Below are 19,518 nucleotides of genomic sequence, written 5' to 3'. Positions count from 1 at the left end.
GCTGCGCTAGGCGGCGGCCTGTTCTTCCTTCTCGTAGTTGAGCATCCAGGCAACGCCGAACCGATCCACCAGCATACCGAAGCGGTGCGCCCAGAAGGTTTCCTCTAGCGGCATCTGGACGGTGCCGTTGTCGGCCAGCGCATTGAAGAGCTTTTCGGCCTGCTCAACGGAGTCGACTCCCACCGCGATGCTGGCGCCCTTGATGCCTTCGTAGGGCGCGGGGCAACCGGGGGAATTATCTGATGCCATCAGCAGTTGATCGCCGATGCGCAGGCGGGCGTGCATGATCAGGTCGCGGGCTTCCTCGGGTATTTCCATGCCTTCACTGGCGGGCATTTCGGCGTAGGTGGACACGGCCTCGAGCTTGGCGTCGAAGCAGCGCTGATAGAACTCGAAGGCCTCGCGGCAGTTGCCGTCGAAGATCAGGTAGGTGGAAAGTTGCATGGTGGGTCTCCAAGGGTTGTCATTGTTGCTACCTCCCTACATCGATTCAACATAGTCGCTTTCGACAGGCACGCTCGTTTTCTAACAGCCAGTTGGCATGGCCAGGCGCTGGAGGCGAGCGGCCTGCTGGGCAAGAGCGTCGCAAAGCCCGGATGGGGCGAGGATTTCGAAGTCGAACGGCTGATGGGCGAGCTGGCGAGCGAACCAGCTCAGGCTGTCGGTGCGGGCGTGCAGCAGCACGGCGCTGCCGTCGGGAGTGAACATGCCGATATGGCGACCCAGCTCTTCGACGGCATGAGCGAGATCGGTGTGCAAGCGCACGCTGACGGCAATGGCGCGAGGCAGGCTGGCGATGCTGCGGGCCAGATGCTCGGCCGGGTCGAAGTCGGCCGGCCTATCGAAGCTGGCCTCGAGCGGTGTGGCCTCAATGATGCGATCGAGGCGGAAGCTGCGCAGGTCGCGGCGCAAATGGCACCAGCCGCTGACGTACCAGCGCCCGCCGCGGAAGACCAAGCCGTAGGGGTTGAGCACGCGCCGGGTGGCTTGGTTGCGGTCGTCCCGGTAGTCGAGCCGGACCCGCTGGCGGGCCTGGGTGGCGGTGGCGAACAATAGCAGCAGGCGCTCGTCGCCCGGCGCCCTTGCCGAGGGCAATTCCAGTCGGGCGTTCTCGCTCAGTGCCTGCGCCTGTTGCTTCAACTTGGCGGGCATGACTCGCTCCAGCTTGGCGCGTGCGGTTTCCAGCGCCGGGGCCGTTTCGGCAATGCCCAGCCCTTGGGCGGCGAGCAGGCCCAGCGAAACGGCCAACGCTTCTTCGCTGTTGAACATCAGCGGTGGCAGCTTGAAGCCCGGCATCAGGCGGTAGCCGCCGTGCCGTCCCCGCTCGGTGGTGACGGGAATACCGAGCTCTTCCAGCGCATGGATGTACCGCCTAAGCGTACGGCGGTCGACGCCCAGCCGTTCGGCCAGCTCCCGGCCGCTCATGTGACGGTGGGCCTGCAGCAACTCGAGCAGTGTCAGCACGCGAACGGTGGGATTGGCCACACTGAACATTCCTGTTTTCAATAGGACATGATTCGCCCTATTTAGCCATTACCTTGCTGACAAGGCCAAGCGCAGAGGGCGCTGGCTTTTCTCACTCACTTTTTTCACTTAACACGGAGCAAGACAATGGAACCCGTTCTCTTCTATGGCGTACCGCAAGGTTGTTCGTTCGGCTCTATCGTAGCGCTCGAGTGGCTGGGCAAGCCCTATCGCCTGTGCCGCATCGAGATGCTGGAGCACCCCTGGGATGCGCTTTATGCCAAGATCAATCCTCTTTTCAAAACACCGGCGCTGCTACTCGAAGACGGTGAGCCTCTTACCGAGAGCCAGGCGATTCTGCAGCATTTGGCGGCACGCGACCTCGAAACTCGGCTGGGTTTCGTGCAGGGCAGTCGGGAATTCGACCGCCTCAACCAGATGTTGGCCTACCTAAACACGGACTTCTTCGCCGCCTTCGGCCCACTCTGGACCCTTTATGACACGCAAGGAATGAGAGGTGTGGAGCAGGGAATGCTGCGCCGGCTGGGCCGCGAGTCTGTGGCAGAGAGCTGCGCTTATCTGGATAAACTGCTTGCAGAGCGGGCATGGCTGCTAGGTGACGAGCGCAGCATGGCGGATGCTTACTTCGTCGGTATCGCCCGCTGGGCCGAGTACCATCGCCTGTTCGACCTGAAGCAGGAGTATCCCAACCTGGCGCGGCATCTGGCGAAACTCAAGGACGACCCAGACGTGCGCTTCGCCGAGGCTATTGAGCGCGGCGAGCAGCCAGTGGGGCAGGGCCACTTCAAGGGGCACGTGAGCTTGCGTGAATTGGAGTCGCGATTGGTTGCCTAGTTGGGTCAGGGTTGAGGTGATCGGGCTGCCTCGCCAGGAATATGGACCCGCCCCGGTAAGTAAGGACTTACCGGGGCGATGTCCTTTTATCCGGAAGCAGAGGAAGAGTCATGGCACTCGCGGCTATCGGCAGGCGCCTGCTCGCGTTCGTGCATGCCGTAGTCTCGCATGACCGTGGCCACACGCAGGCGATAGTCGTCGAAGACGACATCGCGGCCCTGTGCCTGAGCCGCGCGGTGGCGCTCGAGCTGGCGCCACTGAGCGACGGCCTGCTCGTCGCGCCAGAAGGAGAGCGAGAGGATCTTGCCCGGCTGGGTGAGGCTCTCGAAGCGTTCGATGGAGATGAATCCGTCGATTTCATCGAGCAGCGGACGCAGGCTGGCGGCGATGTCGAGGTACTGGTCGCGACGGTTGGACTTGGGAATGACTTCGAAGATAACGGCGATCATATGAGCTCCTGCTTCAGGCAGTTGAGGATGGCGTTGCATAGGAAGAGCGAAACAGCGGGATGCGGGCATTGAGCGATTCGCGATACGTCACCTCGCCGGCCAGCGCCCCGAGCGAGACACCCGAGCGCAGCAGCTCTGCCACACCCGCCCTGGCGATGGCCAAGGCAAGCGTTTCGCCGGGGCATGCGTGGCGCCCCAGGCCAAAGGTAAAGCAGTGCTGCGGCTGGCGGGCCGGATCGAATCGCTCGGGGTCGGCATGACGGGCAGGATCGCGGTTGGCGGCAGCGAGCAGCACCAGGATCGTATCGCCTGCTTGCATCGGCTGGCCGGCGATGACCTCGTCGTAAGCGACGAAGCGTCGCGTGTTCTGAATCGGTGCGTCGTGGCGCAGCACCTCCCTGAGTACGGCAGGCAGGAGCGTTGGCTCATCGCGGACTCGATGAGGAAGATGCGGCTCGCGCCCCAGCGCTACCAGTGTATTGCCGATCAGCCCCGCCGTGGCGTCATAGGCCTGCAGCAGGAAGCCGATGACGTTGGCCGCGATCACTGCACTGCCGATGCCTTGCGCTCTGGCTTGGGCAGTGAACTGTGTCAGGAGGCTGAGCGGTGCCGAGTACTGGGTTTCGAGGAGCCGTGTTGTCATTGCTTGTAGTTCGCGTGCGGCGTGTTGGCCCCTCTCCATCTGGGTGAATGTGGCACCAGGTGCGATGCAACGCGCCAGATCTCCCGTCCAGCGCGCCAGCGCAGGCCACTGATCGGACTGGAAGCCCAGCAGGGCCGCGACGCTGTATGCGGGCAGGCGCAGGGTGAACTCGGTCAGGCCAGCGGGCTCGAGAGGAGCGATTTCCTCGAGCAGATAGGACGCGCAGCCCCTGCTCAAGTTTGTTATGTGGTCCTCTTCGAGCGTGGCGAGCGTCGCTGTAACGACCTGCTTGAGCGGGCAGTGCGACTCGCCATCGGTCATTCTGACCAGACTGCCGAAGAGTTTGCCCACCGGCGTGCCCTGCAGTGCCATTGGTACCGGCTCGTTGGCTGGGCGCACGCGACAGCCGTGATGTTCCAGCACGGCGGCAACGTCCTTGGCGGACGAGGCGACCCACAGGTCGAGTTCTTTATCCCGGTAGAGGGGCTGCTGCTCCATTAGCCTAGCGTAATAGGGGTAAGGGTCATGATGCGTGACGGCCGTCAGTGGATTGTCTGGCGTAGTCATGGGTGGCTCCGGACCGTTGTTTGTTCGCTCGATTGTGCTGCGTTGGCCTATGCTTGTCAGACATAAACAGTTAGGTGGAGAGCTAACGATGGTTGAGCCGGACCTGTCACGCCTAGCCCGCACCATTGGCGATCCGACCCGAATGGGCATGCTCGCCTTGCTGATGGAGGGGCGTGCATTGACCGCCAAGGAGCTGGCCTATGGCTGCGGCGTACAGCCGGGTACGGCGACGGAGCATCTCAAGCGGCTTCAGCGCGATGGACTGATCGAGTCGGCGGCACAAGGGCGGCACAAGTACTACCGGCTGGCGACAGCCGAGGTGGCGCATGCCGTCGAGGCGCTGATGGTAGTGGCCAAACCGATGAAGGTAGTGTCGCCGTGCCGGCGACCGGCCGGCGCTCTGGGGGCTGCGCGATTCTGTTATGACCACTTGGCTGGGGAGTTGGGCACACGGCTGACGGCAGTACTGCTCGAAAGGGAGTACTTGATCAAAAATGGCGAGGCCATGGAGGTGACGGAGCGAGGCAAGGCCTGGTTTGACGACTTCGGCATCGATGTCGCTTCCCTACGCAGGCGTCGTCGGCGTTTTGCCTATCCCTGTCTCGACTGGAGCGAGCGGCGCGATCATCTCGGTGGTGCGCTGGGGGCCGCCATGGCCGAGCGCATGTTGGAACTCGGCTGGATCGGCCGGCAGAAGCACTCGCGGGTGGTGAGCATCAGTGAGCTGGGGCATCGAGCCCTGGCGCGCGAGTTCGGGTTCGTGATCGACTCGCCGGAGAACGATCAAGCGGTCGCGATCTCGTCGTAGCCGCGATTCAGGAACTGCACGAAGCAGAAGCCATGACCGAAAGGGTCGGCCATCAACGCCAGCTTGCCCCAGCGATCGGTGACGATGGGCTGCTCCGGGGTGGCTCCAGCGGCGATGGCCCGTTCCACTGCGGCGTCGATATCCTCCACCACCACGTCCAGATGCACCGGCGTCCAGTGGCGCGTGTAGTGGCGCTGCGCTCCGGGCTCGGGCTCCCCCGCGGCGTAAGCCGGCGATCCGGTGGTCTTGGCCAAGAGATAGATCGGTGCCGGGCCGCCGATCAGCTCGACACCGTCATCGCCGAAACGGCGACCGACTTCGAGGCCAAAGGCGTGGACATAGAAGTCGATGCCGCGCTCCAAATCGTCCACGTCCAGGTTGACGAGAAAATCCATGCTGTCTCCTGCCATGCCATTCCAGTCATTTAGATGGTAGGCGCTACCGATAAGTCGGTGCTTACTGCGTTTGCAAGGTAGCAACAAGGTAAGCCTGCGGCGCGCTCCATTCTTGTCATATATACTCTGTCCTAGGCCTGTGCCTAGGAAAAGAGGAGCAAGATGCGGATTTTACTAGCGACCTACGGTTCGCGTGGGGATGTCGAGCCCATGGTGGCCTTGGCGGTGGAGCTTCAGGCACTCGGAGTAGAGGTACGGCTTTGTGCGCCGCCGGACGAAGAGTTCAGGCTACTGCTGGACCGTGCTGGGGTGTCCCTCGTGCCCTTCGGCAGGTCGTGGCGTTCATGGGCGACAAGTTCGTCGACTGCGGAGGAGCGCGTCCCGAGCGTGGACGATTTCGTCGCCGAGTACATTGCTGCGACCTATGAAACACTGATTGAAGCAGCCGAGGGGTGCGACATGCTCGTGGCTAGCGGCATGCTGCACTTCACGGCGACTTCCGTGGCCGAAAAGTTGGCCATTCCTCATCGGTTCGTGGTGTTTTGTCCTACCTTGCTGCAAGCCCAAGGCTGGCATTCGCTTATTGGTAGGGCAATCAACCACCATCGGGCGTCGATCGGTCTGCCGGCGGTGATCGCCATGCGGGACTTCATGTTTACCGAACAGCCATGGGTAGCGGCGGACACGACCTTGAGCCAGGAGCCGGGACTGGTAGACCTCAACGTGGCGCAGACCGATGCATGGTTCTTGCCGGACGAGCGACCTCTGCCAGCGGAGCTGGTCGCATTCTTGGAGGCTGGGACTCCACCGGTATACGTGGGCTTCGGCAGCATGCGTGTCCCAGAAGAGAGCGCTCGGGTTGCCATCGAGGCCATTCGTGCGCAAGGCCATCGTGTACTCCTCGCCCGTGGCTGGGCCGAGCTGTCTTCGGTCGATGACCAAGACGATTGCTTGATGGTCGACGAGGTCAACCAGCAGGCTCTGTTTCGTCGAGTGGCCGCCGTGGTGCATCACGGTGGGGCGGGCACGACGACCACGGCTGCTCGAGCCGCTGCTCCCCAGGTGATTGTGCCCCAGGCCGCCGACCAGCCGCACTGGGCTAGCCGTGTGGCCGCACTTGGTATCGGCACGGTGCATGACGGATCGGTGCCAACCTTCGAGACGCTGTCAACTGCGCTCGGAAAGGTGCTGGCCCCCGACACGCGTAGAGCAGCAGCCAACCTGGCAGGTATGATGCGTGCCGATGGTGCAAGCGTGGCCGCAAGGCAGTTACTCGGTAAGTAAGTGCTTACCGGGGCGGTGGCTGTGCCTGAGTAGGGTAGCAGTGCGTTTGAGGAACTGCTGCGTCGGAAGCGGTACCGCCAAGGCTGGCAGTACCGCTTCTATGGCAATCAGGTGCGGCAGATGGAAACGCCACCGTCGGCCAGCATGGCCGTGCCGGTGATGAAGTTTGAGTCCTCGGAAACCAGGTAGAGCGCCGCCTGGGCGATTTCTTCCGGTGTGGCCATACGCTTGAGGGCGTGCAGGTTCTCGACGAAGGCCAGGACTTCTGGCCCGGCGTTGGGGGCGTTGGTGATGCTGGCGGGGGTATCGGTGCCACCGGGCAGCAAGGCGTTGACGCGTATTCCGTTGGGCCCAAGCTCAGCAGCCAGGCACTTCATCATGCCCAGAATACCGGCCTTGCTGGCGGCATAGGCAGACATGCCGGGCATGCCGACGGTATGGCCGACGAAGCTCGAGGTGAACAGCAGGCTGCCGCCACCACGCTGCAGCAGCGCTGGTATTTGATACTTGGCACCCAGAAAGGCTCCGTTCAGGTTGGTATGCAAGACATCGTGCCAGTCACTCGACTGCATGTCCTGCAGCGGCCCCATCGGCCCGACGATGCCAGCGTTGTTGAAGGCGATGTCGAGCCCGCCGAAGCGTTCCTGTGCCGTGGCAACCAGGTGCTGCGCCAAGCGTTCGTCGCATACATCCCCGGCGACGGCAATGGCACTGCCTCCCTCGCGTACGATGGCTTCGACCAAGGCGTCGAGTTCGTTCTGACGGCGAGCGCTCACAACCAATTGAGCGCCTTCACTGGCAAAAAGACGCGCTGCAGCATGGCCAATGCCCGAGCTGGCCCCGGTGATGATGGCAATCTTTCCGGCAAGTCGTTTCATAGCGGTATTCTCCATGGCATAGATAGGTAAACAGGGGATCGGCGCGATCCCTCGCTTACCTTGCCGATGCCTGGGTAAGCCCTCACTCCGCTTATTGCCGCCAAAAATCATGGTGCCTGAGGATGCTATGCTGCGAATGTTGCGAAATGCTTTGAAGAGTCGGGCCTGTTTTGACAGCAAGAGACGGAGTGTGCCAGGCGGCTACCGGGCTCATCCTGAACTTACGGAACACGCCGAGCCCACTGTGGAGGTCCGCCATGTTCGAGACAACTAGCGACTCACTTGCTCCCTTCAATTCCGATGAGGCGAAATGGACGGCGGTGCTGACCCGCGACACGACGGCGGATGGTGCTTTTGTCTACGCGGTGCGAACCACCGGCATCTATTGCCGTCCCACCTGCCCGTCGCGCCGGCCACGCCGCGAGAACGCCGAATTCCATGCCGATGCGACGGCGGCGGAGCGAGCCGGCTACCGGCCTTGCCAGCGCTGCCGCCCTCAGGATGTCTCGTTGGCTCAGCATCATGCCGAGAGCGTCGCCCGCGCGTGTCGGCTCATCGAAGCCGCTGAGGATCTGCCTTCTCTCGACGAACTGGCACAGGCCGCGGAGTTGAGCCGCTTCCATTTTCACCGTGTGTTCAAGTCGGTCACTGGACTCACGCCCAGGGCCTACGCCGTCGCCCGGCGGGCGGAGCGCGTGCGCGAAGAACTCGTCAGTTGCGAAACGGTCACCGAGGCGATGTACGAGGCGGGCTTCAACTCCAGCGGACGCTTCTATGCCGGTACCGACCGCATGCTCGGCATGACGCCCAAGCGTTACCGTTCAGGAGGGAAAGACATGGAGATCCGCTTCGCCCTGGGGGAGTGTTCATTGGGCACCATACTGGTGGCGAGCAGCGAGAAGGGCATTTGCGCCATTTCCCTAGGGAACGATCCGGAGCAGCTGCTGCAGGAGTTCCAGGATCGTTTCGCCAATGCCACTCTCATTCCCGGAGGGAAGGATTTCGATGCCTGGGTGGCCCAAGTGGTGGGTTTCGTCGAAGCGCCTGGTCTCGGGCTTTCGCTGCCGCTGGACATTCGTGGCACTGCCTTTCAGCAACGGGTCTGGCAGGCGCTGACCGAGATTCCCGTGGGCACCACAATCAGCTATGCCGAGCTGGCGGAGCGTATCGGTTCTCCCAAGTCGGTGCGTGCCGTGGCCAGGGCCTGCGCCTCCAACCCCGTTGCGCTTGCCATCCCCTGCCACCGGGTTGTGCGCAGCGACGGGGCGCTTTCCGGGTATCGTTGGGGGGTGGAGAGAAAACGCACGCTGCTCGAGCGAGAGGCAGCACTGGCAGATACCGCAATACGGGAGAAAGAGTGTGAGTGAAAAAGAGGCGGCAGTCCTGTCGGTGCGCCAGGCAACCGCAGCGGATGCCTCTCCCATGGGGGCGATACTCAACCCCATCATTGCCCCGGGCGGAACCACGGCCATCGAGCGGCACTTGAGCGATGCCGAGATCGCTGAGTGGTTCGTTACCGGTGAGCACTGCCTGGCTTGTAGCGTGGCCGAGGATGACACAGGCCGGATGCTGGGGTTCCAGGCCCTGGTGCACCAGGCGGAGCTGCCCGAGCACTGGGCCGATATTGCCACCTTCGCCTGTTCGCCGCCGAGGCCTTCGGGGGTGGGTGTCGCGCTGTTCGAGGCGACGCTTCAGCAGGCGGCAGATGCCGGCATTCAATGCATCAATGCCACGATTCGGGCAGACAACGCCAAGGGGCTGGCCTACTACACGCGGTTGGGCTTCGAGACCTACGATGTCTCGCCAGGCGTGCCGCTGAAGGACGGCACCCTGGTGGATCGTCTCCACAAGCGCTTCCTGCTCCAGCCCTGACTCAGCGCTGAACTTCGTCGTGATTCCCTTCTTCAATGCTAATCTCGAACCTCATATGGAGCGAGCCGTGATCTCTCGTCGCGTTCTCCTGCTGACCGCCGCCATTGCCGTCATCGGTGCCAATTCGCTGGCGCTGAGCCCTATCGCCGCCACGGTAGCGGCATCTTATCCGGGCCGCAGCGCCGCCGATGTGGTAACAGCTGCGGCTCTCTATGGTCTGGCCACTGCGTGTGGTGCACTGATGCTGGCTTCGCTGAGCGATCGTATCGGTGCCGAGCGTGCCCTGATGCGGGCGCTGGTGGTGCTGTCGGCATCTCTGGGCGTCGCTGCGCTCTCGCCGGCAGTGTGGATGCTGATTGCCGCCCAGGCACTGGCCGGCCTGGCGGCAGGCGTGGCGCTACCCGCGATCTATACCCTGACCGCGCAGGTAGCCGAGAAGGGGCGCGAAAGCCAAACGCTGAGTTTCGTGCTGACGGGATGGACGTTGAGCCTGGTGGTTGGGGTCGGCCTGGCGGCGCTATTGGCCGATCTGTTGCACTGGCGTGCCGTCTTCGCCCTCTTGGCGCTGGCTGCCGTGGGGCTGGCGCTGGGGATCTCGCGTTGCCGCGGCTGGGGTATGAGAACGATCGGTGAGACGCCGAGCTCCACCCTCAAGGCCCTGAGAATTCCCGGCATTCATCCGGTGCTGCTGAACGTCGCGGCCTACATGACGGCGTTCTACGGCTTGTACACCTATCTCGGCCCGCACCTGGGCGAGGTGCTGCAGCTTCCCACGTCCTTCGCTGGGCTGGTCATCGCCGTCTATGGCCTGGGTTTCGGCGCCGCCGCACCGCTGGGGCGGTTGGTTGACCGCTACGGTGCGGTCGTTGCCGCCTGTGTCACCTTTGCCAGCCTGATGCTGGTTTACCTGGGGTTGATGGCGGCGGCCGCTCTTCCATTGGTGCTGCTGGCGCTCTGTCTTGCCTGGGGCGTGGCCAATCATCTCGGCTTGAACCTGCTCATGCGTCAGCTTGCCGAGATCGACCCGGTGCAGCGGGGGGCCATCATGGGATTGTATAGCGCCGTCACCTATCTGTGCATGTTTGCCGGCGCGCTGCTCTATCGGCCGATCTTCACCCATTTCAGCTTTGCCGCCTGCGCCTGGACCTCGGCGATACTGGTATTGCCGGCCCTGGGCTGGGCGCTAGGGCAGTGGCGCAGAAAACAGGCGGCGTTGGAGTAGCGAAGTCATTGACCAAAAAGCGCGGCATGCCCCGTACTTTGAGTGGGAGGAAGGATAGCGCGGGCGCCGCAGGAGCCCTATAATGCTGGATATACAGCCAGTAAAGGTGCGCTGTGCAACGTCTCCAAGCCTTCAAATTCGAACTGATTCCCAACGGCGAGCAGGTGCGCAAGATGCGCCAGTTCGCCGGCATGGCTCGGTTTGTGTTCAATCGGGGACTGGCGTTGCAAAAGGAACGGTATGAAGCCGGCGAAAAGAAGCTCAGCTATGCCGCCTTGTGCAAGCAGCTCACCGGCTGGCGCAATAGCGCCGAGACACCCTGGCTCCGGGATGGCCCGACTCATCCCCTCCAGCAATCGCTGAAGGATCTAGAGCGCGCCTACGCCAACTTCTTCGCCAAGCGGGCTGACTTCCCGCGCTTCAAGAAGAAGGGCCAGCGCGATAGCTTCCGCTATCCCGATCCGCAACAGATCAAACTCGACCAGGGCAACAGTCGCCTCTATCTGCCCAAGCTGGGCTGGCTGCGTTTCCGCAAGAGCCGCGAGGTGCTGGGAACGGTCAAAAACGTCACCGTCAGCCAATCGGTGGGCCGATGGTTCGTCTCGATCCAGACCGAGCGCGAGGTCGTGGTACCGGCGCCGACCGGCGGCGCGGTGGGCATCGACATGGGCGTGGTGCGGTTTGCTACGCTCTCCGATGGCAGCTACCTGGCACCCCTCAACAGTATCAGGAAGCACCAGGCGGCGCTGCGCAAGGCGCAGCAGGCCATGAGTCGCAAGACCAAGTTCAGCAACAACTGGAAGAAGGCCAAGGCCCGCGTCCAGAAACTCCAGGCGCGCATCGCCAATGGCCGGCGCGACTATCTGCACAAAGCATCCGCCACGATCAGCCAAAACCACGCGCTCGTGGTGCTGGAAGACCTGCAGGTAGGCAACATGTCGCGCTCGGGCAGAGGCAGTGTCGAGCAGCCCGGCCGCCACATCCGGCAGAAGTCCGGCCTTAACCGTTCGATCCTCGACCAGGGCTGGTACGAGTTCCGGCGCCAGCTCGACTACAAGCTGGCCTGGCGTGGGGCGCATCTGGTTGTCGTGCCACCGCACAACACCAGCCGCAGCTGCCCCGAATGCGGGCATATAGCCGCCGAGAACCGGCTCAGCCAGGCCAGGTTTGTCTGCGTCGAATGTGGCTTCGAGGCCAATGCCGATCACGTCGGCGCCATCAATGTATTAAGGGCGGGGCACGCCCGGTTAGCCTGTGAAGTGAGTGGTGCGGTAAGGCCGCCAGCAGCAGGAACCCACCGAAGCGACTCAGGGAGGGCTCAATGCCGCGCCTGAGCGCCGTAGGAATCCCCTTCCTTTCCGCCGCAGGCGGCAGCTGCCTAAGCAGCTGAGGGAGGGGAGGACGTCAAGGAAAGGAGCTTGAATATGATTGCCTACACCATGGTCGGAACCAGGAACCTGGAGAAAGCGCTGACGTTCTACGATCCACTTTTTGCTGAAATGGGCTGGGATGTCTGCTGGAAAGACGATGCCTGCGTTTCCTACGGCAAAGAGACCGATCTCGACTTCCCCAGGTTCATTGTCGGCTATCCCTTCGATGGTCAGGAAGCCGGGGTAGGGAATGGCACCATGACGGCCTTCCAGTTCACCGAACCGGAGCAGGTCGATACGTTATACCGAGTCGCCATCGAGCACGGGGGCAGCGATGAAGGTGCCCCTGGCTATCGGCCTCAGTATGCCGAAGGCTTCTATGCGGCCTATGTGCGTGACAGCGATGGTAATAAGTTGGCGTTTGTCATCTATCCGGATGAGCCAGCAGGCGAGAAATAAACCACCATCCTGAGATGCCGGTGCTCGTCCACCAGCAGCGTGGTGTGGTCATACGTCTGTGTAACCGAGGCGGCATCGATGAGCGTGGCGATGCCGTAGCGATAGGCTTCATGATTGGGCTGCTCCCACCAGCGACGAAAGTCCGGCGACAGCTTAGCGAGCGCTTCGGTCAGCTCCTGCATGGCCGGGTCTTCGGGGGCGGCGGCCGAGTCGCAGCGGAACTGGGCCAGCAGGCGGGGGGCGTCCTGGCGCCAGTCGGGGAGACGCCTGCGCAGTGCCGGGTCGGCGAACAGCAGGCGCATCATGTTGCGCTCGCCGGGCTCCCTATCGCTGAAGCCGAGCAGGGCATCGGCGGCGGCGTTCCAGGCGATGACATCCCAGCGCAGGTTCATCACGTAGGCGGGCCTGGACATGTCGTCCATCAGCGTCTGTACCAAGGGCGGAATTTCCTGCCACTGGTAGGCTTCAACCGGCGGCGGGCGGCGATGGGCGAGCAGGAACAGGTGGCAGCACTCGGCGTCGTCGAGCTTGAGCGCCTTGGAAACTCGCAGCACAAAGCTCTCCGAGACATTGATATCGCGCCCCTGCTCGAACCAGGTGTACCAGGTCAGCCCCACGCCGGCGAGGGTCGCCACTTCTTCGCGCCGCAGCCCCGGGGTGCGCCGGCGCCCGGTGGAGGGCAAGCCGACGTCGGCTGGCGTCAGCTTGTTGCGGTGATGGGTCAGGAAGTCGGTGAGTTCGCTGCGGGTTCTGTCGAGGCTGCGCCCGGCCATGGCAGTGCTCCAGGGAGTTATCTGTAGTAATAGGATAATTGGCTATATTGTAACCCTATAAAAATACCCCAAGATTACCATGCCAACCCAATGGAAAGGAGGCATGGCATGGTTTCCCTCAATGAAAATTCACGTATCGCCCGGCAGAGTGCGGGCTTAAAGGAGTGGGCCGGCTTGGCGGTGTTGGCGTTGCCCACCGTGCTGCTCGGTCTCGATGTCACCATTCTTTATTTGGCCTTACCCGCCCTGGCGGGGGACCTGCAGCCAAGCAGTACCCAGGCGCTCTGGATCATGGATGCCTACGGCTTCATGATCGCCGGCTTTCTGATCACCATGGGCACCTTGGGCGACCGCATCGGCCGCCGCCGGCTGCTGATGATCGGCGCCGTGGCCTTCGGCGTCACCTCGGTGATCGCGGCCTATGCCACCAGTGCCGGCATGCTGATCGCCGCCCGTGCGGTGCTGGGCGTGGCCGGCGCGACCCTGATGCCCTCGACTCTGGCACTGATTAGCAACATGTTCGGCGACGTGCGCCAGCGCGCCCTGGCCATCGGCGTGTGGGCCACCATGTTCGCCCTGGGCATGGCGCTGGGGCCGGTAATCGGTGGGGTGTTGCTGGAGCGCTTCTGGTGGGGAGCGGCCTTTCTGGTGGCGGTGCCGGTGGTGGCCGTACTGCTGATTGCGGCGCCGACGCTGCTGCCTGAGTATCGCGCGAAACGCAGTGGCCGACTGGATCTCGCCAGCGTGGCGCTCTCGCTGGCTGCCGTGCTGCCGGCGGTCTACGGCATAAAGGAGCTCGCCAAGTTGGGGCTCGAGCCCGTTCCGCTGCTGGCACTAGCGCTGGGTGGCTTGATGGCGCTCGTGTTCGTGCGCCGCCAGCAGCGTCTGGACGACCCGCTGCTCGACATGCGGCTGTTCGGTAGCCGCACCTTCAGTGCCGCGCTGATCGTATTGCTGGTGGGGCTGGTCGGCGTGTCCGGCGTGATGCTGCTGGTGACCCAGTACCTGCAACTGGTGGCAGGGCTCACACCGCTGGCGGCGGGGCTGTGGATGGGGCCACCGGCGCTCGCGATGGTGCTGGCGGGCATCATGGCGCCGCTGATTGCTCGGCGCATTCGTCCCGGTTACGTGGTGGGCGCTGCCCTGACGCTCTCCACACTGGGCTACTGGCTGCTGGCCGCCGTCGAAGTGAACGCCAACGGAGTGGGTATGGCGATTGCCGGGTTCTCACTGGTCTATCTCGGCCTGGGCACCATCGCTGCTCTGGGCACCGACCTGGTGGTGGGTGCGGCGTCGGCGGAGAAGGCCGGCTCGGCCTCGGCCATGTCGGAAATGGTGCAGGAGCTGGGAGTGGCGCTGGGTGTGGCCCTGCTCGGTAGCCTGGCCACCTTCGTCTATCGCGCTCAGGTCAGCGCGACGATGGCCGATGGCGAAGCTGCCGAGGCAGCGGGCATCGTCGAGGAGAGCCTGTGGGCCACCGTTTCGGCCGGCGATAGCCTGCCTGCCGGCGTACTGCTGGAAGCCCAGCAGGCCTTTACCGCGGGGCTGAACGTGACTGCCACGGTGGGCGGCGTCGCCATCCTGGCGCTGGCGGTGGTTTCCATCGTCAGCCTGCGCCATGTCGGGGCGATAGGAGGAGAAGTACAGGAACTGCCGGAAGAGAAAGGCGAACCCTGCTCACCGGTTAGCTAGTCAGTGCGCTCCAGCTCGCCATGGCGCAGTCGGCAATGGCCTGCAGCGTTTCTCTTGAAGCGCCGTCACGGGCCTGAATCGACATGCCGTGCTGCACGGTGACGAAGTAGCTGGCCAGGGCGCGACAGTCCGTCGAGGCGGGTAGCTCGCCTTCCTCGACGGCACGCTTCAGGCGGCGCTCCAACAGGCAGCCGTTCGCTTGGCGGTGGGCCTTCAAGGCATCGCAGACCTGTGCATTGGCGCCCTGCATCTGCGGGGCGGCAAGGACGATCATGCAGCCGCGAGGCGTATCGCCGCGGGTGAATGCCTCGGCCGTGGCGCGCAGCACGTGGGCGATGGCGGCGCGTGCCGTCGGCGCCGTTTCCACCTGCTCCCAGATGCCGCTGCCTTCCGTGCGTACATAGAGCTCTACCGCTTCATGGAACAGTGCCTCCTTGCTGCCGAAAGTGGCGTAGAGGCTGGGAGCGTTGATGCCCATGGCCCGGGTCAGATCGGCGAGCGAGGCGTTGTCGTAGCCCTGAGTCCAGAACACCTCCATGGCCCGGCGCAGGGCTTCTTCTCTGTCGAAGCCGCGGGGTCTACCGCGCTGAGGCATGTCTTGCTCCTTTTTTGTATCGATAACTACAAAATATCTTGACAGCGGCTTGGCTGTCTAGCCATCTTGTTTATGTATCGATCACTACATAATTTTGTGAACGGAGGCGAGACATGCAGCAAATGAATGGCAAAGTCGCTTTGATCACCGGTGGCAGCCGCGGCATCGGTGCCGCCATTGCCCGGCGTCTGGCGGCGGAAGGGACAAGCGTGGCGGTGACCTACGTCAACGGCGAGGCTCAGGCGCAGTCGGTGGTGGACGAGATCGTGTCGACGGGTGGTCGCGCTATGGCCACTCGCGCCGACAATCGCGACGACACGGCGATCGAGGCCGCCGTCGAACGCACGGTGGCCGAGTTGGGCGGGCTCGATATCTTGATCAACAACGCAGGCATTTTCCCGACCGGGACGATCGAAGAAGCCACACTGGATGAGCTGGATCGCACCATCGCGATCAACTTGCGCGCGCCGGTGGTGGCGTCAATGGCAGCAGTGGGGCATATGCCGGAGGGTGGGCGCATCATTACCATCGGCAGCAACCTTGCCGTTCGGGTGCCCTGGTCCGGCATCAGCCTCTATGCCATGAGCAAGGCGGGCCTGGTGGGGCTGACCAAGGGGCTGGCGCGTGACCTTGGGCCAAGGGGTATCAACGTCAACATCGTACACCCAGGCTCCACCGATACCGACATGAACCCCGCCGACGGCGAGCTCTCCGACCCCCAGCGTAGCTTGATGGCCATCCCCCGTTACAACGAGGCCGACGACGTAGCCGGCCTGGTGACTTGGCTTGCGGGGCCGGAGGGTCGTTCGATCACCGGGGCGGAGTTCACCATCGATGGAGGTGCCAATATCTGATTCGGCCACGTTGGCGGTCGCCGAGAACGCTGGCTATTCGTACCACGTGAATTGCGCCGCCTGCGCTTGCTCGGTCATGGTTGAACACTTTCCCCGGCGGGTTGACGCTCGTATGTTGTCCTGAAGCTTGGGCGTGCGAGCAGGACGGCGGCGACCGAGACGAGCGCCAGAGCGACCGCTACGCTCGTCCAGCCGAGGCTTGCGGCCAGTGCACCCCCAGCGGCCGGACCGACCAGCATCCCGATATTGTTGCCCTGCATGGCGAGGCCCAGCGTCGCTCCCACAAGCTCGCGACGCGGCGCGAAGCGCGGCACGCTATCCATTAGGACGACCGGGATCAGGCCGGCCATGAAAGCGAACAGCACCGCGAAGACGGCGATCGCGATCCAGGAAAGATCGGCAGCCAGCACGCCGAAACCGAACAGCGTCATCACAAGGAAACCTGTCGCCAGCACATGAAATGGTTTGCGGCCCGAAGCAAGCAGGAAGCCGGCGACGAGATTGCCAACACCGCTTGCTGCGATGGCGATGGCTGAGACCGTGCTGGCCAGTTCCGGGCCGAGATCGAACCGCTCCGTGAGCAGTGAGGGCAGGAAGCCGAACACCACGAAGAAGGTAGCCGAGAAGGCAGCGAAGATTGTGGAGAGCGCCCATGGCCCAGGTGCGATAAGCGCCTGCTTCAGTTGCGAGCCGATGCGCTGGACGCTAGCAGTCGCCACCTTCTGAGTCGGTATGGCGAAGACGAAGAAGACAGCATAGGCGAACAGGATCGCTGAATTGAGCAGCCAGAAGCCACGCCATTCGAGCAGGGTCAGGAGTGGCGCGGCGAGCATCACCACGGTCATGCCTACCGGCATGACCGTGGCCCAGACCGCGATAGCGCGATGCTGTACCCTCCTGGCGACGATGGCGAAAATCATCGTGGGTCCGGCCACGAAAACTGCCATAAAGCCCAGTCCCTCGATGACACGAGAGAGCATCAGCAGTTCGACGCCGGTTGAAGCGCCGCCGAGCCCTGCGCCGAGCGCCTGAAGCGCCAGCCCGCCCACAACCATGCGCTTGGTGTCGATCCGGTCGGCCGCCAACCCCACAGGCGCCCCGACGATGGCACCGACGATCGCGAAGGCCGATATGAGCCACGAGACGACGACGAGGCTAAGGCCGAGATCGAGCTGGACGGTGCCGAGCGCCATCGGTGCCTTGCCAACCTGAAAGGCGGAGACCACGCCTGCGCCAGCGATGATGAAGACCGTGCTCCATCCCGCCTCCCGCGGCGGGTTCGATTGGGAGTATTGCGTAGCGGACATTCTCGTGCGCTCCGTCTGTTCGTACTGTGATTTCTCTCGGGAGCATGCGCGGATCGGCATGAGCGATTCGGAGCAGCGGCTTCCCTACCTTGCCTATTCCGAGACCGTGTAGGGCACGGCGTTGCGCGCCGTGCGCAGCGCCCTGGCCCACCATTTGAGTTGATGCAGCATCGTGTTTGCTGCTGCGGCACAGCCGGTCGGATTGCGTGGTTGGCCGTCCTCGTCGAATTGGTCCCACGGGTTCTGAAAGCTGACCGTGTCGCGTAGGGTAACGGCATGAAGCTCGGGCATGATGCCGCGCAGGTGCTCGACCGCGCGCACACCGGCCGCGAAACCGCCATAGGCTACGAAACCGACCGGCTTGGCCCGCCATTCTTCGTAGCCGAGGTCGATTGCCTGCTTCAGCGAAGCCGGATAGCTGTGGTTGTATTCCGGCACGACCATCACGAAGGCGTCGGCCGCGTCGAGCCGCGCGGTGTAAGCTTTGAGATCGTCATCCAGCTCTGCGGGAAGGATCGCAGGCAGGCTGATGTCGGCCAGATCGATATAATCGACCTCGAACTCTTGCCGGCCCTTTACCTGATTCAGAAACCACTTGCCGATCGTCGGCGCGAGGCGGCCTTCACGATTGCTGCCGACGATGATCGCGAGGCGGATGGGCGTGTTATTCATGGTCTTTTTTCCTTTGTTCGTTCTACCGCTGGGCAATGGAATGTCGTTCCCCCCGAAGCGAAGCTCTGGCGGGAGACATGTGGTCAATATCGTGATGAAGGAATCTGTGCGCTCAGGCGCGCGGTGCTTCCGTAGGAGTTTTATGCCACAGCTTTGTGATTCACGGGACTGACAAAAGATGGATCATCATGATCTATCCGATTGGACTGTAGCAGTCAGTCAACCAGGCGACCCTGGGCCGCAGCTATCGTGTCGATCTCCAACGAGCAGCTCGGTAGGGCGTCCAGCAGTGCTTTGCGGAAGGCGGCGCCCGCCGGACCGAGAGGGCGGTCGGTGCGGCGAGCAAGGTAGGTCTGCGTCGTTGATTCGCCGCCCTTGGTGAAGGCTGCGACCGGAAGCCGAACGAGATCACCTTCTTGCAACTCGCGTTCAATCATCCAGAGCGGGAGGCTACCCCAGCCGACTCCCGACAGGATCAGTGTCTTCTTCGTAAGGTTGTCCGCCACCCGCCAGCGTGACGGAGACACCACGCCATAGTCGCGCTTGCCAGTGAGCGCGGACGGATCTTCGCCAACTATCTGGATGTGATCGGCGAGCGTAGTCGTGCTGAGTGGTGCGTCGACCGCCTGCGCGAGCGGATGGCCTCGCGCGACAACGGCGGCACGTCGGACTGTCATCAGCGCTTCCAGCTCGATCGCCGGATTGATCAGGTCGATTCCGCTGATCGCCAGATCGCATTCACCCTCCAGCAACGCTTCAAACGATGCCCCAAGCGGCGTCGAGAGAATACGAAAGGTGACCGCGGGGTAGGTTTCGCAAAGCGTGTTGAGGGCGCGTCCCAAGACCGGCAACGGGAACTGCGGGTCGAGTGCCACGGTGATCTCCAGTTCCACGCCCTGGCCCAGCCCCCGCGCCCGCGCGCGCACCGCGTCGACCTTGATCAACAGCGCCCTGACATCCGCCAGAAGTGACGCCCCGACGGGGGTGAGCTGTGGCCTGTGACCGGAGCGGTCGAAGAGCTCCACTTCAAGCTGCGCTTCGAGATTGCCAATCGCATGGCTGATCGCCGACTGCACTCGCGACAGCCGCATCGACGCCGCGCGGAAGCTGCCGGTCTCGGCGACGGTGACGAAAACGCGCATCTGATCGAGCGTCAGGCCGTCCAACATGTGCGATTCCTCCGATCATTTTCTGCGGACTTAGCGCTCCCTTATATAGGCTAAACGACCGATAGGCAGCACCCGAAGCGAGCTAAATTGCCTGCTTACTTCGATACCGAGTGTGCTTTTTTATCGCCGTATCGGCCATTCATGTCTAGTGTTCGCTCCCATCCGGTACGAGTCGCAGGCCACGCAGTGC

General features: G+C 63.1%; 21 protein-coding genes and 1 pseudogene. 11 read left to right on the top strand and 11 right to left on the bottom strand.

The features are described from left to right. Nucleotides 1–6 precede the first annotated feature (6 nt). Together HOP51_RS10035 and HOP51_RS10030 are read right to left on the bottom strand one after the other, a co-directional pair. On the bottom strand, nt 7–444 hold the full coding sequence (locus tag HOP51_RS10035) for a VOC family protein (protein WP_234273772.1): 438 nt from the start codon (nt 442–444) through the stop codon (nt 7–9). 81 nt (nt 445–525) lie between these two features. After that, complete coding sequence (locus HOP51_RS10030; RefSeq protein WP_234273771.1) at nt 526–1,485, bottom strand: helix-turn-helix transcriptional regulator; 960 nt, start codon at nt 1,483–1,485, stop codon at nt 526–528. 126 nt (nt 1,486–1,611) lie between these two features. Between HOP51_RS10030 and HOP51_RS10025 the strand changes: the two genes are divergently transcribed. Next, nucleotides 1,612–2,319, top strand: coding sequence for a glutathione S-transferase family protein (locus HOP51_RS10025; protein WP_234273770.1), 708 nt, complete (start codon nt 1,612–1,614; stop codon nt 2,317–2,319). An 86-nt stretch (nt 2,320–2,405) separates the two neighbouring features. On the opposite strand, the gene HOP51_RS10020 is transcribed toward HOP51_RS10025, so the two are convergent. Beyond that, complete coding sequence (locus HOP51_RS10020; protein ID WP_234273769.1) at nt 2,406–2,768, bottom strand: antibiotic biosynthesis monooxygenase family protein; 363 nt, start codon at nt 2,766–2,768, stop codon at nt 2,406–2,408. 13 nt (nt 2,769–2,781) lie between these two features. After that, nucleotides 2,782–3,978, bottom strand: coding sequence for a cytochrome P450 (locus HOP51_RS10015; protein WP_234273768.1), 1,197 nt, complete (start codon nt 3,976–3,978; stop codon nt 2,782–2,784). 88 nt (nt 3,979–4,066) lie between these two features. Here HOP51_RS10015 and HOP51_RS10010 point away from each other — a divergent pair, with 88 nt between their 5' ends. Then, a complete protein-coding gene (locus HOP51_RS10010) occupies nt 4,067–4,786 on the top strand; it encodes an ArsR/SmtB family transcription factor (RefSeq protein WP_234273767.1) in 720 nt (239 codons plus the stop codon). Here the strand turns inward: HOP51_RS10010 and HOP51_RS10005 are convergent. Then, nucleotides 4,762–5,181 carry a VOC family protein gene (locus HOP51_RS10005; protein ID WP_234273766.1) on the bottom strand — a complete coding sequence of 140 codons (420 nt, stop codon included), beginning with the start codon at nt 5,179–5,181 and terminating at the stop codon, nt 4,762–4,764. The genes HOP51_RS10010 and HOP51_RS10005 overlap by 25 nt on opposite strands. 162 nt (nt 5,182–5,343) lie before the next feature. Between HOP51_RS10005 and HOP51_RS20990 the strand changes: the two are divergent. Together HOP51_RS20990 and HOP51_RS09995 are read left to right on the top strand one after the other, a co-directional pair. Beyond that, nucleotides 5,344–5,505, top strand: a pseudogene (locus HOP51_RS20990) (glycosyltransferase); the annotation flags it as partial. Nucleotides 5,506–5,568: 63 nt separating this feature from the next. Then, on the top strand, nt 5,569–6,465 hold the full coding sequence (locus tag HOP51_RS09995; RefSeq protein WP_234273798.1) for a glycosyltransferase: 897 nt from the start codon (nt 5,569–5,571) through the stop codon (nt 6,463–6,465). A gap of 107 nt (nt 6,466–6,572) precedes the next feature. Here the strand turns inward: HOP51_RS09995 and HOP51_RS09990 are convergent, their stop codons facing one another. Next, entirely contained in the window at nt 6,573–7,343 is a 771-nt protein-coding gene (locus HOP51_RS09990) for an SDR family oxidoreductase (protein ID WP_234273765.1), read from the bottom strand. A 257-nt stretch (nt 7,344–7,600) separates the two neighbouring features. Between HOP51_RS09990 and ada the strand changes: the two genes are divergently transcribed. From ada to HOP51_RS09965, 5 genes are all read left to right on the top strand, one after another. Further along, nucleotides 7,601–8,710 (top strand): bifunctional DNA-binding transcriptional regulator/O6-methylguanine-DNA methyltransferase Ada, encoded by a 1,110-nt coding sequence (gene ada / locus HOP51_RS09985; protein ID WP_234273764.1) that lies wholly within the window; start codon nt 7,601–7,603, stop codon nt 8,708–8,710. Continuing rightward, nucleotides 8,703–9,215 (top strand): GNAT family N-acetyltransferase, encoded by a 513-nt coding sequence (locus HOP51_RS09980; protein ID WP_234273763.1) that lies wholly within the window; start codon nt 8,703–8,705, stop codon nt 9,213–9,215. The genes ada and HOP51_RS09980 overlap by 8 nt, the downstream gene beginning before the upstream one ends. Nucleotides 9,216–9,282: 67 nt before the next feature. Then, a complete protein-coding gene (locus HOP51_RS09975; RefSeq protein WP_234273762.1) occupies nt 9,283–10,437 on the top strand; it encodes an MFS transporter in 1,155 nt (384 codons plus the stop codon). Between the two features lie 113 nt (nt 10,438–10,550). Beyond that, nucleotides 10,551–11,771 (top strand): RNA-guided endonuclease InsQ/TnpB family protein, encoded by a 1,221-nt coding sequence (locus HOP51_RS09970; RefSeq protein WP_234273761.1) that lies wholly within the window; start codon nt 10,551–10,553, stop codon nt 11,769–11,771. 90 nt (nt 11,772–11,861) lie between these two features. Further along, the gene (locus tag HOP51_RS09965) at nt 11,862–12,266 is read left to right on the top strand and encodes a VOC family protein (RefSeq protein ID WP_234273760.1); all 405 of its coding nucleotides are present in this window, start codon (nt 11,862–11,864) and stop codon (nt 12,264–12,266) included. Here the strand turns inward: HOP51_RS09965 and HOP51_RS09960 are convergent. Then, nucleotides 12,236–13,039 (bottom strand): helix-turn-helix transcriptional regulator, encoded by an 804-nt coding sequence (locus tag HOP51_RS09960; RefSeq protein WP_234273759.1) that lies wholly within the window; start codon nt 13,037–13,039, stop codon nt 12,236–12,238. The genes HOP51_RS09965 and HOP51_RS09960 overlap by 31 nt on opposite strands. 108 nt (nt 13,040–13,147) lie before the next feature. Here HOP51_RS09960 and HOP51_RS09955 point away from each other — a divergent pair, with 108 nt between their 5' ends. Continuing rightward, nucleotides 13,148–14,731, top strand: a complete 1,584-nt coding sequence (locus tag HOP51_RS09955; RefSeq protein ID WP_234273758.1) for an MFS transporter — start codon at nt 13,148–13,150, stop codon at nt 14,729–14,731. Here the strand turns inward: HOP51_RS09955 and HOP51_RS09950 are convergent. After that, nucleotides 14,724–15,326, bottom strand: a complete 603-nt coding sequence (locus HOP51_RS09950) for a TetR/AcrR family transcriptional regulator (RefSeq protein WP_234273757.1) — start codon at nt 15,324–15,326, stop codon at nt 14,724–14,726. The two genes, HOP51_RS09955 and HOP51_RS09950, sit on opposite strands and share 8 nt — an antisense overlap. 113 nt (nt 15,327–15,439) lie before the next feature. On the opposite strand from HOP51_RS09950, the gene HOP51_RS09945 reads away from it, so the two are divergent. After that, nucleotides 15,440–16,180 (top strand): SDR family NAD(P)-dependent oxidoreductase, encoded by a 741-nt coding sequence (locus HOP51_RS09945; protein ID WP_234273756.1) that lies wholly within the window; start codon nt 15,440–15,442, stop codon nt 16,178–16,180. 74 nt (nt 16,181–16,254) lie between these two features. Here HOP51_RS09945 and HOP51_RS09940 read toward each other — a convergent pair whose 3' ends face one another. From HOP51_RS09940 to HOP51_RS09930, 3 genes are all read right to left on the bottom strand, one after another. Then, the gene (locus HOP51_RS09940; protein WP_234273755.1) at nt 16,255–17,487 is read right to left on the bottom strand and encodes an MFS transporter; all 1,233 of its coding nucleotides are present in this window, start codon (nt 17,485–17,487) and stop codon (nt 16,255–16,257) included. 93 nt (nt 17,488–17,580) lie between these two features. Then, nucleotides 17,581–18,159 (bottom strand): NADPH-dependent FMN reductase, encoded by a 579-nt coding sequence (locus HOP51_RS09935; protein WP_234273754.1) that lies wholly within the window; start codon nt 18,157–18,159, stop codon nt 17,581–17,583. A gap of 215 nt (nt 18,160–18,374) precedes the next feature. Beyond that, complete coding sequence (locus HOP51_RS09930; protein ID WP_234273753.1) at nt 18,375–19,328, bottom strand: LysR family transcriptional regulator; 954 nt, start codon at nt 19,326–19,328, stop codon at nt 18,375–18,377. Nucleotides 19,329–19,518: the final 190 nt, after the last annotated feature.

The sequence above is a fragment of the Billgrantia zhangzhouensis genome (assembly GCF_021404465.1).
Taxonomy (GTDB): Bacteria; Pseudomonadota; Gammaproteobacteria; order Pseudomonadales; family Halomonadaceae; genus Halomonas; species Halomonas zhangzhouensis.
Note: the sequence above shows the minus strand (reverse complement) of the source record. Positions and strands in the feature narration are given on the sequence as shown.

Bases quoted from the DNA above. Each gene is read 5' to 3' on its own strand.
- HOP51_RS10010 (WP_234273767.1), top strand. From the start codon at position 4,067: ATGGTTGAGCCGGACCTGTCACGCCTAGCCCGCACCATTGGCGATCCG.
- HOP51_RS10005 (WP_234273766.1), bottom strand. From the start codon at position 5,181: ATGGATTTTCTCGTCAACCTGGACGTGGACGATTTGGAGCGCGGCATC.
- HOP51_RS09960 (WP_234273759.1), bottom strand. From the start codon at position 13,039: ATGGCCGGGCGCAGCCTCGACAGAACCCGCAGCGAACTCACCGACTTC.
- HOP51_RS09950 (WP_234273757.1), bottom strand. From the start codon at position 15,326: ATGCCTCAGCGCGGTAGACCCCGCGGCTTCGACAGAGAAGAAGCCCTG.
- HOP51_RS09940 (WP_234273755.1), bottom strand. From the start codon at position 17,487: ATGTCCGCTACGCAATACTCCCAATCGAACCCGCCGCGGGAGGCGGGA.
- HOP51_RS10025 (WP_234273770.1), top strand. From the start codon at position 1,612: ATGGAACCCGTTCTCTTCTATGGCGTACCGCAAGGTTGTTCGTTCGGC.
- HOP51_RS09935 (WP_234273754.1), bottom strand. From the start codon at position 18,159: ATGAATAACACGCCCATCCGCCTCGCGATCATCGTCGGCAGCAATCGT.
- HOP51_RS09965 (WP_234273760.1), top strand. From the start codon at position 11,862: ATGATTGCCTACACCATGGTCGGAACCAGGAACCTGGAGAAAGCGCTG.
- HOP51_RS10020 (WP_234273769.1), bottom strand. From the start codon at position 2,768: ATGATCGCCGTTATCTTCGAAGTCATTCCCAAGTCCAACCGTCGCGAC.
- HOP51_RS10015 (WP_234273768.1), bottom strand. From the start codon at position 3,978: ATGACTACGCCAGACAATCCACTGACGGCCGTCACGCATCATGACCCT.
- HOP51_RS09945 (WP_234273756.1), top strand. From the start codon at position 15,440: ATGCAGCAAATGAATGGCAAAGTCGCTTTGATCACCGGTGGCAGCCGC.
- HOP51_RS09990 (WP_234273765.1), bottom strand. From the start codon at position 7,343: ATGAAACGACTTGCCGGAAAGATTGCCATCATCACCGGGGCCAGCTCG.
- HOP51_RS10035 (WP_234273772.1), bottom strand. From the start codon at position 444: ATGCAACTTTCCACCTACCTGATCTTCGACGGCAACTGCCGCGAGGCC.
- HOP51_RS09930 (WP_234273753.1), bottom strand. From the start codon at position 19,328: ATGTTGGACGGCCTGACGCTCGATCAGATGCGCGTTTTCGTCACCGTC.
- HOP51_RS09955 (WP_234273758.1), top strand. From the start codon at position 13,148: ATGGTTTCCCTCAATGAAAATTCACGTATCGCCCGGCAGAGTGCGGGC.
- ada (WP_234273764.1), top strand. From the start codon at position 7,601: ATGTTCGAGACAACTAGCGACTCACTTGCTCCCTTCAATTCCGATGAG.